Origin of the sequence: Brevundimonas sp., assembly GCF_965278935.1 — a bacterium.
Taxonomy (GTDB): domain Bacteria; phylum Pseudomonadota; class Alphaproteobacteria; order Caulobacterales; family Caulobacteraceae; genus Brevundimonas.
In genome coordinates, this window is record NZ_OZ257124.1 from 2,498,894 (window position 1) to 2,514,932 (window position 16,039).

General features: G+C 65.2%; 14 protein-coding genes and 1 pseudogene. 6 read left to right on the top strand and 9 right to left on the bottom strand.

The genetic code is table 11. From position 1 onward, the window contains the following. The first annotated feature begins 14 nt into the window (after positions 1-14). The gene (gene cysC, locus ACQY68_RS12535) at positions 15-1,874 is read left to right on the top strand and encodes an adenylyl-sulfate kinase (RefSeq protein ID WP_428149761.1); all 1,860 of its coding nucleotides are present in this window, start codon (positions 15-17) and stop codon (positions 1,872-1,874) included. A gap of 171 nt (positions 1,875-2,045) precedes the next feature. Here cysC and ACQY68_RS12540 read toward each other — a convergent pair whose 3' ends face one another. Together ACQY68_RS12540 and ACQY68_RS12545 are read right to left on the bottom strand one after the other, a co-directional pair. Beyond that, positions 2,046-3,527, bottom strand: coding sequence for a spinster family MFS transporter (locus ACQY68_RS12540; RefSeq protein WP_428149762.1), 1,482 nt, complete (start codon positions 3,525-3,527; stop codon positions 2,046-2,048). Between the two features lie 3 nt (positions 3,528-3,530). Then, positions 3,531-5,846, bottom strand: a complete 2,316-nt coding sequence (locus tag ACQY68_RS12545) for a TonB-dependent receptor (protein WP_428149763.1) — start codon at positions 5,844-5,846, stop codon at positions 3,531-3,533. Positions 5,847-6,250: 404 nt separating this feature from the next. Between ACQY68_RS12545 and ACQY68_RS12550 the strand changes: the two genes are divergently transcribed. Together ACQY68_RS12550 and ACQY68_RS12555 are read left to right on the top strand one after the other, a co-directional pair. Then, positions 6,251-7,225: a fumarylacetoacetate hydrolase family protein gene (locus ACQY68_RS12550; protein ID WP_428149764.1), complete on the top strand. Its 975-nt coding sequence runs from the start codon at positions 6,251-6,253 to the stop codon at positions 7,223-7,225. After that, positions 7,222-7,521, top strand: a complete 300-nt coding sequence (locus ACQY68_RS12555; protein WP_428149765.1) for a putative quinol monooxygenase — start codon at positions 7,222-7,224, stop codon at positions 7,519-7,521. The genes ACQY68_RS12550 and ACQY68_RS12555 overlap by 4 nt, the downstream gene beginning before the upstream one ends. Before the next feature lie 226 nt (positions 7,522-7,747). Here ACQY68_RS12555 and ACQY68_RS12560 read toward each other — a convergent pair whose 3' ends face one another. From ACQY68_RS12560 to ACQY68_RS12570, 3 genes are read right to left on the bottom strand one after another with little or no spacing between them, the layout of a single operon-like run. After that, the gene (locus ACQY68_RS12560; RefSeq protein WP_428149766.1) at positions 7,748-8,257 is read right to left on the bottom strand and encodes a cupin domain-containing protein; all 510 of its coding nucleotides are present in this window, start codon (positions 8,255-8,257) and stop codon (positions 7,748-7,750) included. A 14-nt stretch (positions 8,258-8,271) separates the two neighbouring features. Next, positions 8,272-8,778: a cupin domain-containing protein gene (locus ACQY68_RS12565; RefSeq protein WP_428149767.1), complete on the bottom strand. Its 507-nt coding sequence runs from the start codon at positions 8,776-8,778 to the stop codon at positions 8,272-8,274. A gap of 7 nt (positions 8,779-8,785) precedes the next feature. Beyond that, positions 8,786-9,541, bottom strand: a complete 756-nt coding sequence (locus ACQY68_RS12570; RefSeq protein WP_428149768.1) for an SDR family NAD(P)-dependent oxidoreductase — start codon at positions 9,539-9,541, stop codon at positions 8,786-8,788. A 334-nt stretch (positions 9,542-9,875) separates the two neighbouring features. Here ACQY68_RS12570 and ACQY68_RS12575 point away from each other — a divergent pair, with 334 nt between their 5' ends. From ACQY68_RS12575 to ACQY68_RS12585, 3 genes are all read left to right on the top strand, one after another. Beyond that, the gene (locus tag ACQY68_RS12575; RefSeq protein WP_428149769.1) at positions 9,876-10,784 is read left to right on the top strand and encodes a VOC family protein; all 909 of its coding nucleotides are present in this window, start codon (positions 9,876-9,878) and stop codon (positions 10,782-10,784) included. Between the two features lie 22 nt (positions 10,785-10,806). After that, entirely contained in the window at positions 10,807-11,925 is a 1,119-nt protein-coding gene (locus ACQY68_RS12580; protein ID WP_428149770.1) for an FAD-dependent oxidoreductase, read from the top strand. Between the two features lie 70 nt (positions 11,926-11,995). Further along, a complete protein-coding gene (locus ACQY68_RS12585) occupies positions 11,996-13,162 on the top strand; it encodes an alpha/beta hydrolase family protein (RefSeq protein ID WP_428149771.1) in 1,167 nt (388 codons plus the stop codon). 8 nt (positions 13,163-13,170) lie between these two features. Here ACQY68_RS12585 and ACQY68_RS12590 read toward each other — a convergent pair whose 3' ends face one another. The 4 genes and pseudogenes from ACQY68_RS12590 to ACQY68_RS12605 form a co-directional block, all read right to left on the bottom strand. Continuing rightward, positions 13,171-13,824, bottom strand: coding sequence for an acyl-CoA dehydrogenase (locus ACQY68_RS12590; protein ID WP_428152659.1), 654 nt, complete (start codon positions 13,822-13,824; stop codon positions 13,171-13,173). Positions 13,825-13,995: 171 nt separating this feature from the next. Continuing rightward, positions 13,996-14,283, bottom strand: a pseudogene (locus tag ACQY68_RS12595) (acyl-CoA dehydrogenase family protein); the annotation flags it as partial. Position 14,284: 1 nt separating this feature from the next. Continuing rightward, complete coding sequence (locus tag ACQY68_RS12600) at positions 14,285-15,460, bottom strand: acyl-CoA dehydrogenase family protein (RefSeq protein ID WP_428149772.1); 1,176 nt, start codon at positions 15,458-15,460, stop codon at positions 14,285-14,287. Positions 15,461-15,533: 73 nt separating this feature from the next. Beyond that, positions 15,534-15,977: a MarR family winged helix-turn-helix transcriptional regulator gene (locus ACQY68_RS12605; RefSeq protein ID WP_428149773.1), complete on the bottom strand. Its 444-nt coding sequence runs from the start codon at positions 15,975-15,977 to the stop codon at positions 15,534-15,536. Between the last annotated feature and the right edge of the window lie 62 nt (positions 15,978-16,039).

Below are 16,039 nucleotides of genomic sequence, written 5' to 3' on the forward strand. Positions count from 1 at the left end.
TGGACGGCGAGGCCTTGACCCGTTTCCGCGCCGCGCCGGATCGTCCCCTTCGCGATCACCTGCGCTTCCTGACCTGCGGCTCCGTCGACGACGGCAAATCCACCCTGATCGGTCGGCTGCTCCACGAAACCGGCCAGATCGCCGACGATCAGCTGGCCACACTCGAACGCGACAGCCGGCGTTACGGCACGACGGGCGACGGTCTGGACTTCGCCCTGCTGCTCGACGGCCTTGAGGCCGAACGCGAGCAAGGCATCACCATCGACGTCGCCCACCGCTATTTCTCGACGGCACGGCGCAATTTCATCGTCGCCGACACGCCGGGTCACGAGCAGTACACGCGCAACATGGCCACCGGCGCGTCCGGCGCCGACGCGGCGGTCATCCTCGTCGACGCGACACGCGGCATCACGGCCCAGACCGAGCGTCACAGCCGCATCGTCTCCCTGTTCGGCATCCGGCATGTGATCTTGGCGGTGAACAAGATCGATCTGGTCGATCACAACCCCGCGGTCTTCCATGACATCGAAAAGGCCTACGCCGCCTTCGCCGCCGGTCTGTCGTTCCGGTCGGTGACTGCCGTCCCCATCAGCGCCCGTCACGGCGAGAATATCGTCGAGCGCAGCCCGACCCTGAGCTGGTATGCGGGGCCGACCCTGATCGAGGCGCTGGAAGGCCTTCCCGTTGAAGACGGCCGCCTGGCGCGCCCCTTCCGGTTCGTCGTCCAGTACGTCAATCGCAGGGACCAGAGCTTTCGCGGCTACGCCGGCACGGTCGCCTCGGGCCGTATCCGAGCCGGGGACCAGATCGCCGTCAGCCCCTCGGGACGAACGGCGACCGTATCGCGCATCGTGACCTGGGACGGCGATCTAACCTCAGCGGAGGCCGGCGACGCCGTCACAATCGTTCTCAAGGACGACGTCGATATTGCGCGGGGCGACGTTCTCGCCCCGCCGTTCGCCCGGCCACAGAGCGTCGAGCGGTTCTCGGCCAGTCTGCTCTGGATGGACGACACGCCCTTTTCGGCAGGCCGGGCATTGCGGATCCGGATCGGGTCGAGGACCGCGTCCGCCAAGGTCGCCCTCGTCGACGCAGAGGTGGGCGAAGCCGCGACCCTGGCGCCGAACGACATCGCCCGCGCCGCTGTCAGCCTGTCTTCGTCCATCCCGTTCGACTCTTTCGCGGACAATCCCGCCTTGGGCAGTTTCACCCTGATCGACCGCGAGACCGGCGCGGTCGTCGCCGCCGGAGTGGCGGAGAAGCCGCTGGACCAGGCGCGCAACATCTATCCGACGGCCGAGGCCGTTTCCCGCCGCGAGCGCTCGGCGCTGAACGGGCACGAGGGTGGGGCGATCTGGATGACCGGGCTCTCGGGGTCCGGCAAATCGACCATCGCCGCAGTCCTGGAGCGCGAGCTTCACGCCCGTGGGGTGCGCACGATTTTGCTGGACGGCGACAACCTGCGTCACGGCCTCAACCGCGACCTCGGCTTCTCCCCGGAGGATCGCGCGGAGAATGTCCGACGCGCCGCCGAGGTCGCCCGTCTGTTCGCGGAAGGCGGCGTCATCAGCATCTGCGCATTCATCTCGCCCAACGAAACCGCACGGCAGGCGGCGCGGGAGCGGCTGCCGGCCGGCGCCTTCCTGGAAGTGTTTGTCGATGCGCCCATCGACGCCTGCAGGGCGCGAGATCCCAAGGGCCTGTACGCCCGGTCGGACGCCGGTCAGATCGTCGACCTCACCGGCGTGGACAGTGGGTACGAACCGCCGCGCAGTCCGGATCTGGTCGTCGATACCCTGCGACTGTCTCCCAGGACGGCGGCCCAGCGTATTCTCGCCCTGCTCGAGGAACGCCGCTGGATCGGCGCCGTCTGATCAGACCCGGCGCCCTGTTGAAGGTCTGCTTTCAAGTCGCCAGTCCCGCCTGCTGGGACCAGACCAGCGTCAAGCCGCAAGTGGCGGGGTCTTCATCATGGTTTCGGCGAGGCGACACTTTAGGTGTCGCTTCGCCGGTCCAGAACTCCCGTTTGACGCCTTGGGTGGCCGTCAGACACCCACTGGCGTGACCGCCTCTGCGGCCTCGGGCTCCCCGGCCTTGGGCGGCGTCACAGCATCGGCCTGCTTGCGGGCGAGCCAGATCAGCACCGAACCGATCAGAGGCGCCAGGATCAGGGCGAGGAGCGCATAGCGCAGGGATTGCTCCGCGTAGGTTGGTGCAAGCGTGTCGCTGAGCACGCCAACAAACAGCGGGGCCAGGGTGCCGGCGATGAGGGCCATCGCGGTCAGCACCAGGGTTGACGTAAGTCCCCGTTGCGAGGCCGGAACCAGCGACACGGCGATCGCGATACAAGGACCGTGCGTACTGGCGATCATGAAGTTCAGCACGAGAATGCTGATTACCATGACCGGTATCGACGGGGCGAACAGGAACATGGCGAATGCGGGTACGGCGAGAGGCAAGGCCAGGATCGGCACTGTGAGCCCGGACAGACGGTTCCCGCTTTTCTGAACCAGCCTCGTGGCCAGCATGCCCGACAGAATGGCGCCGAGAACGCCTCCAGCCACTGCGGGAGGGCCGACGAGAGCCCCCACGACGCTCTCCGGCACGTCATAGGATCGCTGGAGGAAGGTCGGGGCCCAGGTCGGCAGGGTCGCCAGAATGATGTGCGAAAAACTGTAGCCCAGAGCGAGCATCGCCAGCCCGGGAACCGAAACGATCTTGCGGATCGACAGGAACAGTCCATCGATCCTGGGGAGCGCCAGATCCCCGGTCGTTGCAGGCGCGGGCGCTCGTTTGGTCGAGGGCATCGTAAGGGCGATGAGCACGACGAGCACCAGCCCGGCGAGTCCCATCGCGATGAACATCATCCGCCACCCCCCCAGAGCGGCCGTCAGAACGCCCGCCAGAATGGAGCCGGCTACGATGCCCACGCCGGTGCTGGACTGGAAGATCCCGACCGACCGCTGAAGTTTCGGCCCCGGGAAGAAGTCGGCAAGCAGCGACATGGCGACCGGGAAGACCGTCGCCTCGCCCACGCCGACCAGCACGCGGGTGATCGCGAGCGTGTTGAAGTCATGAACGAAGCCGGTTGCCGCCGTCGCGCCGGTCCACATCAGGACACCGAGCACGAGGATCATCTTGCGATCCCCCCGGTCCACCCAGCGGGCGATCGCGATACCGGCGACCAGATTGAAGATGGAAAAGGCGAGGCCCGAGATCAGACTGTACTGCGTATCCGTGAGCAGCAGGTCTTCCATGACCGACTTGGCCACGATCCCCAGAAGGGCGCGGTCGGCGTAGTTGAACACATTGGCGAGGAACAGCAGCGCCAGTCCGTAGACCGCTATCGCACCGCCGCGCCGCATCATGTCTGGTTCCGTCGTGGTCATGGGTTCCTTCACCGTCAGGCAGAGAGGGCCGCTACTGTGTCGCTCGCTGGAATAGCATGTCGTATCGACCGGCATGGATAACGCCAGACCCTCCACCGAAGAGCCTGGCGCCGGCGGCGGCACGCCGCCGGTATCCATGGATCAGAAGTTCAAGCCAAGCCGCACGCCGTAGGTCCGGGGCGCACGGTAGGAGGCCGTAAACGGGCTGGAAGGCGGCCCTGCGGCCGAACCCCGCGCCTCGCCGGTGCCGGCGTAGAAGACCGGCACGGACTCGTCGGTGAAGTTGTTGACGTAGCCCGTCAGACGCCAGATCTGGCCGCTGTCGTAGGTGAGAGAGAAGTCCGCCGTCACGACAGGCTCGGCCTCCATGTACGGCAGGTAGTCGGTGCTGCCGATCCAGACATTGCCGCGATACTGACCGCGCAGGTCGGCCACGATCTCGGCTCCGTTGGACAACGGGATGGTCTGCTGGATGCCGGCGGCGCCGGTCCAGTCGGCTGCGTTCAGGGTCGGGTACCCTGCGGTGTTCAAGCCGCCGGACGTGATGGTTCCCGAAATCTCGGTGTCGAGATGCTGGACGTTCAATGTCAGCAGGGTGTTCTCGCTGAGCAGGAAGCGGGTTTCCAATTCCTGGCCGAAGATGTCGACCGAGCCTTGGTTCACCGTCAGGAAGACGGTGTTGTTGTAGCCGCCGACGCCGAACGGAGGCGTCCAGTCGTCCACGCCGAACTGCGAGACCTGTTGGTCTTCGAACTCGTACTGGAAGACCTCAAAGTTCAGCAGCAAGCGACGATCCAGGAAGTAGTTCTTGGAGCCGAGAGTGATCGCATTCACGAATTCCGGATCGTAGGTGTTTCCGGTGACGGTCGTCGGCGCGGCGGGCGCGGTGCTGCCGAACCCGGCGAGCGGCGTCGCGAAGAAGAAGCCACCCGCCTTGTACCCGCGCGCGTAGCTCAGATAGAGCAGCGAGTCTTCGGCCAGATCATACTCGATGCCGGCGTTGTAGGTGACCTCGCTCCAGGAATCCGAGGCGTTCACCGCCACGGAGGCGGCGCCGGCGGTGCTGGTGCCGGCGAAGGTCTTGTCATCGTTGGTGTAGCGGACGCCGGCGGTCAGACGCAGCGAATCCGTGATGTTCAACCGCCCCGACGCGAACGCCGCCCAGCTTTCGGTCGTCGAGCCGATCACCTGGTTGGTCGCGGTAGGAAGGTTGTTCGGATAGCTCGGCTGAATCTGGAACAGGCTGTCGACCGTCTCGTCCAGATAGAAGGCGCCGACGATGTAGGAGAACCGCTGCGAATCGTCCGAAGCGAAACGGGCTTCAACCGTCTTCGATTCGCTCTCTTCATCCGTCCGCAGATTGGTCGTTCCAACGGCCTGAGACAGCAGATTTGTCGTCCGACGGGCGGGAATGACAGTCAGGGTCCCCCCGGCGACATTCCATTCGATCAGGCCGGTGATGCCCGCGAAGGTGTCGTCCCGGCTACCGTCGACGCGGCAAGGGCTGGCGCCCGTGGTGTACCACCAGTCGTCCCAGTCCAGACTGCCGGTCGAGGTCGGGCTGCGATCCACGCCATCGCAACGATCGTTGATGTCGATCCAGGTCTCGCCGTTCAGCGGCTGGCCGTCGGTGACATAGCGGCGGAACGGCGGCGGACCGCCGGCGGCGCTGAAGGTCGAGTTCAGCAGGGTCGAACCGCCACCCTTGCCGCCCTGATGGTGAACGTCGGCGCCGATCTGCAGCGTCAGGTCTTCGGACGGCTCAACGCGCAGGGTCAGACGCCCCGACTCGCCGACATCATCGCCCAGCCCCGACTGGTAGAAGCCTTCGCGGCTGACCGAGCTGAAAGCAGCCCGAACTGCGGCCCGCTCGCCCAGCGGCACATTCAGCGCACCGTTGGCGCGCAGAAGATCATAGTTGCCCCTTTCGACCAGCAGATTGCCGCCCAGCTGACCGATGACCGGCGACCGTGGAATGATATTGACCGCGCCGCCCGTTTGGTTTCGGCCGTAGAAGGTGCCCTGCGGGCCCTTCAGGACCTCGACGCGCTGGAGGTCGTAATAGAGACCCGCCACCGCGGTGGTGCGAGTGATCGGCACGCCGTCGTAGTTAAATCCGACAGTCGCATCAGTGTAGGGATTCAGCGGGTTGTTGCCGACGCCGCGGATGCTCGTCTGAGGATAGGGGCCGGAGACCTGGTTGAACTGGACTGACGGCACCGCGCGGGTCAGATCGCCCGGATTGGTGCCGACGTTCTCGAGCTCCTGCGGCGTAACCGCATCCACCGAGATCGCGGCGCGCTGCGCGCTCTCCGAGCGGCGCTGGGCCGTGACGACGACTTCATCGAGCTGCGTCGAGTCCCGATCGGGCGTGGTTGCCTGTTGAGCGTGCGCAGGCAGCGCAGCGGTCACAGCAACGAGCGCCGACGTCAACGCAAGCAAAGTTCTGTAGCTCATTTCTTACCTCCCCTTTTGCACGGACTGTCCGTGCAGAGCTCTGCGGCCCTTTGATCCTCACGATGAGGACACTTATATCCTGCTAACAGGAATTCACGGGGGCGGCAACCAAACTCGTCGGTAATCAGTGATCTGATCGATAGCGCGTCGCCCGCAGATATTTTCGGAATCCCCGAAGCGCCGCCGGTCCCGTATGTGACTGAAGAAGCCCGCTGTGCTCTCATGCCATTGGCTGTAAAGCCCCACGTCCATGGCGACATGAAAACCGAGAGCGTTGAATGATCAGACGTCTCTTCAGATTCTTGCCAAGGGTCCTGTTGACCTTGTTATTCCTAGACACCGGAAAACCCGGTCCCTAGTTTGCGGTCAGTGCGCATCCTTTCCAAGGCGACGTGAGGAGACCTATGAAGCTCGCAACCCTTCCCAATGGCAGCCGGGACGGCCGTCTCGTGGTCGTGTCACGGAATCACACGCTCGCCGCGTCGGCTGAGACCATCGCATCGACCCTGCAAGATGCGATTGAACGCTGGAGCGAGGTCGAAACGCCGCTGAGAGCTCTGGCCGAGCGCCTTGAAAACGGGTCGGCGTCCGGCGCATTCGAGTTCGTCGAGGCCGAGGCGCTCGCTCCCCTGCCCCGCGCCTGGCAATGGCTGGACGGATCGGCCTACGAGAGCCACGGAGCCCTGCTGCGGGCCGTCTCCGGCCGCGCCGCGCCGCCCAACGACGGCCCCCTGATGTATCAGGGTCTTTCGCACACCTTCTATTCCGGGACCGACGACTTCCCGACTCCCAGCGAAGAGCACAACATCGATTTCGAGGGTGAGTTCGGCATCATCGTCGATGACGTGCCGATGGGAGTCTCTGTCGAGGATGCGGCGAAACACATCAGGCTGGTCGTCATGATCAACGACTGGTCCCTGCGTGGCTTCGCCATGCGCGAATCGAAGATCGGCTTCGGCTGGGTCCAGGCCAAGCCGCCTTGCAGCGTGGGGCCCGTCGCGATCACGCCGGACGAACTGGGCGAGTTCTGGCGTGACGGCCGGGTCGACCTGCCGCTGATCGTCGACTGGAACGGCGAGCGGTTCGGCGCCGCTCAAGGCTATCACATGGCTTGGTCCTTCCCCGAACATGTCGCCCACGCGGCCAGGAGCCGCTCGCTGTGCGCCGGAACCGTCATCGGCGGCGGCACGGTATCCAACGAGAACTTCCGCGAGGTCGGATCCTCCTGCATCGCCGAGCGCCGGGGCATCGAGACCCTCGACGAAGGTAAGGCCCACACCCGGTGGATGAGGTTCGGCGACCGCGTCCGCATGGAGACGACCCTGCCAGACGGCACGCCGCTGTTCGGCGTCATCGATCAGAAGGTCGTGCAGGGGTGATCCACGAAATCGCAGAAATCGAAGTCCTGGAAGGCCACGAGACCGACTTCGAGGCCGCGGTGCTCAGGGCTGCCCCCCTGTTCAAGGGCTCGCGCGGCAGCCACAGCTTCGTCCTGACCCGCTCGATCGAGCATCCGCAACGCTTTCGCCTGACGGTCGGATGGGACACGGTCGAGGACCACATGGTTCATTTCCGGGAGAGCGAGGCCTTTCAGGGCTGGCGCGCCCTCGTCGGCCCCCACTTCGCCTCGCCCCCGCGCGTCGAGCACGTCTCCACCGTCATCGACGGCTTCTGACACCACCTCAAAATCATGACAGCACTCGCCGCCGTCGATAGCGCGGCCACGCCGCCGTCCGGGATTTATCGATCAAGTTCGACGGCCGGAACCTCGACGATTGCCGGCTGACCCGGACCGAGATCGAGGTCGACACCCTGCCGGGCGTGATCCTGTTCCTGGCTTCTGACGCCTCGGCCTCGATCACCGGAACCAGCTTGCTGGTCAATGGCGGCGGGACGGCCGATTAGCGGAAATCGGGCTTGCGGCCTTCCTGCACGTGCACGTCCGGCAACGGCTGGCCGTCTACGGTCGCCGGCCTGGCGTCCAGCAGGACAAAGGCGACCCGCGCGACCGTATCCGTGCTGTTGCGCCAGGCGTGAATGGTGCCGCGCTGAATGGCGATATCGCCGGCACTCATCGTGGTGATCGCGCCGTCGTCCAGGATCAGTTCGACCTGGCCGGTCAGGACGATGCCGTAGTCCAGGCTGCTGGTCCGATGCATCGGCGAGCATCCGCCCGGCATCATCTCGATGATGCGCAGCACCGATCCGCCCGGCAGGGTCAGCTGGGCCGCCCGCTCACGGCCATGCTCAGCCGTGTCCAGATCGACGGGTGAGCCCGCGGTCGTCCACACGACGGCGGCGCTGGAGACCCCGCTCGGGTTCATCCGTAGATCGAGGTTCGAGTCATCGGTGACGACGGCCCGTCCCTGAGCGTCATGGCCGGTGACAATGCAACGGATGTGGTCGGACATGATGAACTCCGTGATCAGGTCTGGTTGGAAGCCGGCGCGGCGCCCGGCAGGATTTCGAGCAGACGCACGCCGTCGACGGTCGCCGGGATCGCATCCAGAAGGACGAAGGCGATCCGCGCGGGTGTGTCGGCGCTGGGATTGCTCCAGCCATGCATCGTGCCTCGCTTAACGACGATGTCGCCTTGTTCGACCCGCGTGACGGATACATCGTCGGTCAGGTCGACGACGCCGGAAAGCACGATGCCGTAGTCGAGGCTGCTGGTCCGGTGCATCGGCGTACGCGCGGCGGGGGCCAGTTCGACGATCCGCAGGGACGAGCCTCCCGCGACTGTCAGACCCGAAGAGCGATCGCCTCCATCCATGGGATCGTCGTTGTCGATCGGGTGGCCCGAGGTGGTCCACAGCTGGGTGAACCCCACGGTTCCAGCCGGGTTGGTTCGACCTTCGAGCAACGCATCGGAGACGACCACGGCCCGGCCGTTCGCGTCATGACCGGTGACGATGCGGCGAATGGACTGCATCGGCCGATCAGCTTCCGTCGGTGATCACAGTGCCCCCGTCAACGACCAGGGTGTGGCCATTGACGAACCCACCAGCCGGGGATGCGAGAAACACAGCGGCGCCGGCGATCTCGGCGGGAAGCCCCATACGACGAAGCGGGGTCATCTGCATGCGGCGCTCAAACACCGCCTTGTCCGCCTTGAAATGGTCGGCCAGGACCGTGTCGATCAGGCCAGGCGCGATCGCATTGGTCCGCACGCCCTTTGGCCCCCACTGCACAGCGAGGTTGCGGGCCAGTTGCATGACGCCGGCCTTGGCCATGGCATAGGCCTCGATTCGGGCGTTGCCACGCAACCCCGAGAGGCTGGCCATCAAGGTCACCGAGGCCCCCGGACGTCCTTCCATGACGGGAAGGGCATGTTTGGTCAGCAGCACCATCGAGCGCAGGTTGATTGCGATCACCCGGTCAAAGCTGGTCATATCCAGCGGCCCTGCGGCGGGGCCACCTGTGATCCCGGCGTTCGACACGAGAATATCGATACCGCCGAATTGTCGGGTTGTCTGGGTCACGAGGCGGGCGATCGCGGCGTCGTCGCCAACATCGCAGGGGATCCCGGTTGCGCCAAGGGCGGCGGCGGCGGCGGCGGTATCGGCGACGTTCTCGCTCGAAACCACGACCGTGGCTCCGTGAGCGACCATCGCCTCTGCGATCGCATAGCCCAGGCCACGGGTGGACCCGGTCACCACAGCGACCTTCCCCGAGAGGTCGAACAACTCCTGCATCACATCACCATCCCGGCCAACTCCCCTTCGCGTCTTATCGAGCGATTATTCCTTTGGTACGGAATAAACCGGCTCACGACAAGACCGGTTCGCGCGCAACCGACGCCGTAAAGACCATAAATATACGTCCCAGGAAGTGACCCCGATTGCCTTCGCGCGTTTTATTCCTTATTGTAGGAATACCGGCCCTGAAGAGCCGTACTCAAGGGAGAAGGCATCGTCTTCGTCATCGTCCTGCGGCGCAACGCCGAAGGGATGGCGCATACCGTCCGCGATGCGGGCCCCTCACGAAATTCACGAAACACGACAAGCAATCAGCCTGGGACAGACCATCATGAACGCCCGAGTAACCGACCTCCACTACGTCGCCCACGCCGTGCCCGATCTGGCGGCCGAGCGTAAATTCTACGGCGAAACCTGGGGCCTGACCGAGGTCGCCGAGGACGACGGCAAGGTCTATTTCGCCGCCGAGGGCTCGGAGCTGCCGTTCGTGATCCGCCTGCGCCAAGACGACGAGAAGAAGACCGATCTGATCGGGTTCTCGGCTGCGTCCAAAGCAGACGTCGACGCCCTGTACGCCCAGGCCCTGGCGGCCGGCGCCAAGTCGATCCAGGAACCCGGCCCAGCCGCCGGACCCGCCGGCGGTTACGCGGCCCGGTTCTTCGATCCCGACGGTCGCGCCATCGAGGTTATCTCCGACACCAACAAGCGCACGGCCCGCACGCTGAACCCCGGCGAGGCCATCCCGACCGGTCTGAGCCACATCGTGCTGCATTCGCCGAACCACAAAGGCCTGTCCAAATTCTACGAGGACGTTCTGGGCTTCAAGGTATCCGACTGGATGGGCGAGTTCATGGTGTTCCTGCGCTGCAACCCGGCGCACCACCGTCTGGCCATCATGCCCGGCAAGCCGGCGCTGAACCACGTCGCCTTCGACGTGAACACGGTCGACGACCTGATGCGTGGTCTGGCGCGGATGACCAAGGAAGGCGTCAAGCTGAACTGGGGTCCGGGTCGCCACGTCGCGGGTCAGAACACCTTCTCCTACTACTCGACCCCCAACGGCAACGCGGTGGAATACACCTCCGATCTGGAAGAGGTGGACGAGGAGACCTGGGTCCCGACGACCTACGTCATGGGCCCGGATACGACCGATCAGTGGGGAACGGGCCGGATCATCACCGGGAACGTGCCGCCCCACACGATGGATGCGGACAACGGTCTCTGGCGCGTGCCGGCCTGATCGCAGGGCTGGGGGAAATCTCATGGTAAAGGATGTTCTGGTCGTCGGCGGCGGCATCGGGGGCATGTCCGCCGCGCTGGCGATGGCGCGTAACGGCGTCACTGTGACGCTGATCGACAGCGATCCGAATTGGCGGGTCTACGGCGCCGGCATCACCATCACCGGGATGTCGCTGCGCGCGTTCGATCAGCTGGGCGTGCTGGATCAGATTCGCGAGCGCGGCTTTGTCCACACCGGGATGCGGCCGATGCGGTTCGACGGGGAGCGCATCCCGGGTCCGCCACCGGCTCCGCCGGGCGCGCCGCCGATCATGTGCGGCGGAGGCATCATGCGCCCCGTGCTGCACGACATCCTGTCGACCGAGGTCAGGGCCGCCGGGATCGAGGTCCGGCTGGGCGTCACCGTCGACCATCTGACCCAGGACGACAACGGCGTGGACGTAGTGCTGACCGACGGCTCGACGGCGCGCTATGATCTGGTCGTCGGCGCCGACGGCATCTATTCCAAGATGCGCGAGATGATCTTCCCCGACGCGCCCAGGCCGCAGTTCACCGATCAGGGCTGCTGGCGGATCGTGGCCGAGCGCCCGCCCGAAGTGGATCGCGCCGAGATCTATTTCGGCGGCCCCCTCAAGGTCGGAATGTCGCCGATCTCCCAATCCCACATGTACGTCTTCCTGCTGGAACACGTGCCTGGCAATCCGTGGTTCGCCCCGGAGACCCACGTCGAGCATCTGGCCAGGCTCATGGCGCCGTTCGGCGGGAACATCACGGCGGTGCGCGAGAACCTCGGCGAGCACTCGCAGATCGTCTACCGACCACTGGAATGGCTGTTGCTGCCCGATCCCTGGTACAGCGGTCGCGTCGTCCTGATCGGCGACGCCGCCCATGCGACGACACCACACATGGCGTCGGGCGCCGGGGTCGCGGTCGAAGACGGACTGGTCCTCGCCGAGGAACTGGCACGGACAGACGATGTCGCCCAGGCCCTCCGCGGCTTCATGGATCGCCGGTTCGAGCGTGCCAAACTGGTCGTCGAGACCTCGGTCCAGCAGGGCCGAAACGAGATCGACGGCACGGAACGCCAGCAGCAGACGAACATCCTGGCCGTGGCCTCCAAACAGCTCGCAGCCGCCTTCTAGACGGCCGCTTTCCAGACGGCGGGGCCGCGTCGAACGCGGCCCCGATCGACCTTCGAGACAGGAACCCGAGATGAGTTTGCTTGATCCGCGCATCGCCGCGCCACGCACCCTTGAAGAACTCAAGGCGGACGTTATCCGCCGCATCGAGACCAACGGCTATCCCGGCCGGGGCATCCGCATCGCCGACGCCCGGGTCGCGATGGAGTCGTTGAGCTCGCTCGACGCCGACGAGTGGGCGAAGGTCTGGACCGAGGCCGGTGATCGCGTGGTCGCGGAGGCCGAGGCGGTCGTCTCGACGGACGACCAGCGCGAGCTCTACAAGACCGCTTTCTCGACCTACACCATGGGCCGGTTCCCCACTCCGACGACAACAGGCAAGAAGGCCGCCTACGAGAAGGCGCTGGCCGCCTACATGAGTTATGCCGAACGGCTGCCGCAAAAGCTGGAAGTCGTCCGCATTCCCTTCGAGGGTTCGGAGATCATCGGCTATTTCCGCAAACCCGAAGGTGAAGGCCCCTTCCCGCTGATGGTCCAGTGCGGCGGGCTGGATTTCTGGAAGGAACAGGTCGCCGACGAGGCGCTGAACTATGTGCCCCACGGCATCTGCGTCTTCGGCGTGGACATGCCGGGCACGGGCCAGGCTCCGATCAAGGGCGACGTGGGTTCGGAACGGATGTTCTCGGCCATCTTCGACTGGGCCGAGACGCGTCCCGATATCGACGCGACACGGATGTTCATGCGGGGCGTCAGCTGGGGCGGCCACTGGGCCACCCGCGTCGCCATCCTGGAGAAGGATCGCCTTCTGGGCGCCATCAACCACGGTGGCTCGGTGCACCACTTCTTCCAGCCCGAATGGCAGCTGAAGGCACTGGGCACGCGCGAATACATGCTCGATCTTTTCGGGGCGCGCGCCAACGTCTTCCAGGTCGAGACGCTGGATGAGTTTCTGGAATACGGACCGCGGATGTCGCTGCTGATCGACGATCAGATCGACAAGCCCTGCGCGCCGATGCTGGTCATGAACGGCGCCAAGGACAGCCAGGTGCCGATCGCCGATCTTCTGCTGCTGCTGCAACGCGGTGACGCCAAGGAGGCCTGGGTCAATCCGAAGGGCGTCCACATGGGCTTCGGCGCGGGCTACGGCCCCGAGCGGACGATCAAGGAGATCATCCTGCCCTGGCTGCTGAAGAAGCTCGCCCAGCATGACCAGGCGTTGGCTTCGGCTGCCAACGGGTAACCACCAGGTCAGGCGGACAGCCCGGCAAAGCGCTCAAGATGCCAGCGGACGTCTCCGATCGATCGCTCGATGAGCGTCAGCCGCTTCACATAGTCGCCGGCGGGATACTCGTCGGTCAGGGCAATTGCGCCGTGAAGCTGGATCGCCGACTGACACACGATCCGAGACGCCTTGCCGATCGCCGCCCGGGCCGCCGACACGTCCCGTGATCGCCTGCGTTCGTTCGTGTCGCTGACGGCGACCGTGGCCAGCATCGCCATGGAGGTGGCCAGTTCGAGGTTGATCCGCATATCTACCGCGCGATGTTGGAGAACCTGGAATTTGCCGATGGCCTGCCCGAACTGCTCGCGGGTCTTTAGATAGTCGACGGTCATGTCACAGAGCGCGGCCATCAGGCCGACGGCTTCGTTTGCGAACGCGGCACTGGTCCGGTCCATGGCCCAGGCGACCGACGCTTGCGCTTCCCCCTCCATGCCAAGCCGTGCCGAAGACGGAACGAAACATCCGTCGAGTTGCAGGTCGGCGGCCCCCGCGCGGTCGTAGAGTTTGATCGGCCACACCGAGACGCGCTCGGCCGTCGCGGGCACGAGAAACAGGGTCAGGCCGCGGTCGGTCTTCGCCGAGATCAGAAACAGGTCCGCGCCATCCCCCGCGAACACCATCGCCTTGTGGCCCGTAAGCCTCCAGCCCCCGTCCACGGCGACGGCCGTCGTGGCGACTTCATCGGATCCCTGATCGACCGTTTCATGGTGAGCGAGAACGGGCCGTCCGGCGCCTTCGACAAGGGACGACAGCACGGCCTGCTTCTGATTCTCGTCGCCGAGCCGGGAGACAAGGCCGGCGGCCGTCACGACCACGGGGCCGAAAGCGCCCGCGCCTCCGCCCCGGCCAAGCGCCTGCAGGATGATTGCAAGATCCTCGAAGGTCCCGCCGCTGCCGCCGTCCGCTTCCCCGATCTCGGCGCCCAGCAGGCCCAGTTCGGCAAGACGTGGCCAGAGAGCCGAGCCGGCTTGGGAGTTGTCGCGCCCCGACCCCGCCCGGACCGCCTCCCGATGTTCGGCCACGAGCGACGCCATCGTCCCGGCGATCAGGGTCTGGGTGTCTGAAAGCTGGAAATCCATCTCACAGCCCCAACAGAGAGCGAGCGAGGATATTGCGCTGGATTTCGTTGGACCCTCCGTAGATCGAGACCTTGCGCAGGTTGAAATAGGTCATGGCGGCCGCGACCGCCGGCGACGCTTCAAGCCCGCCCGCGTCTTCGGTCGGACCGAACGCGGCGCCGCCCCAGGCGTCCATGATCGCCTCCGCGACGTCCTGCTGAAGCTCGGATCCGCGGATCTTGAGAATGTTCGCCTCAGGACCGGGAGGTGCGCCGGCATGCAGGGCGCTGACCATCCGTAGCGTCGTGAGTTCGAGCGCCCTCAGTTCGACCTCCAGCGATGCGATCCGGTTCGCGAACACCGGATCTTCCCGAAGGGCGCGGCCGCCCCGAACGGTAGCGGCGGCCAGTTCCTTCAGCCGACCGATCTCCCGCTTCGACTGCCCGACCCTGGCGATGCCGGTCCGCTCGTGGCCGAGCAGGTATTTGGCGTAGTCCCACCCTTTCCCGGCCTCGCCCACGATATCGCCCGCCGAAATTCGGACTTCGTCGAAGAAGACCTCGTTGACCTCGTGCGCCCCGTCGATCGTGATGATCGGCTTCACCGTGATCCCGGGCGCATCCATCGAGATCAGCAGGATCGACAGGCCTTCCTGCTTCTTTGGTGCATCCTCGGTCCTGACCAGGCAGAAGATGCGGTCGGCCTGGTGGGCCAGCGTCGTCCAGATCTTCTGGCCGTTGATGACCCATTCGTCGCCGTCGAGACGGGCCCGGGTGCGCACCGCGGCCAGATCGGAGCCCGCGTTCGGCTCCGAGAATCCCTGACACCACCAGTCGTCGATATTCAGGATGCGCGGGAGGAGCACGGCCACCTGTTCCGGCGTGCCATAGCGCATGAGTACCGGCGCGAGCATCGACATGCCGAACACCGGGGCGGAAGGAGCCCCCTCTTCCGACAAAACTTCGTCAAACAGGTAGCGCTGGACGACCGACCAGCCCGGTCCACCGTGCTCGACCGGCCAGGCGGGAGCGCCCCAGCCGCGCGCGACCAGCGCTCGTTGCCACACCGTCCGCTCCTCTCGATCTGGTAGATGCCCCAGAAGGACCCTGGCCTTCGTTTCAGGGGCGAGGTTGGCGCGGACGAAGGTTCGAACCTCCGCAATGAAGGCGATGGCCTCGTCGTCGAAATCCAGATTCATAGCTCTCGCACCACCACCGACCGCCCATTATCAGGTTGCCTGATAAAATTGGTGGCGGTCGGCGTCAAGCACGTCAGGCGACAGCGACTCCCCGGCCTCGCCCCTTGCCATCGTCGGCAAGCACGGTTTCGAGATGGTCGCGCAGCGCCTGAAGGTCTTCGTGTCCGAGCGCAGCGAACATCCGGGTCTCCAGAACGTCAACGCGCGCCTCGGCCTTCTCCAGAAGCGCCCGCCCCGCAGCCGACAGACTGATGCCGAGAACCCGTCGATTTCCGTCACTCTCACGTCTTTTTATCAATGACTTACGATCCAACGCCATGATCATCTCTGACATGGATTGCGGCGTGATCAACACGCGACGCGCGAGATCCGACGACGACGCATCCGGATGCGACGACAGCATGCTCAGGGTCGCATACTGGCTCGGCGTAAGATCCAGGTCCTTGAGTTCCGTTTCCAGAAGCGAGCGGCTGGCCACCTCGGCCCGCTTGATCAGATAGATGGTTCTCGCCCGCATACTCGTCTTTCCAGCATCGCATTGACGAGCCTTAAGCTCGCCTGATATCAGGCAACCTGACT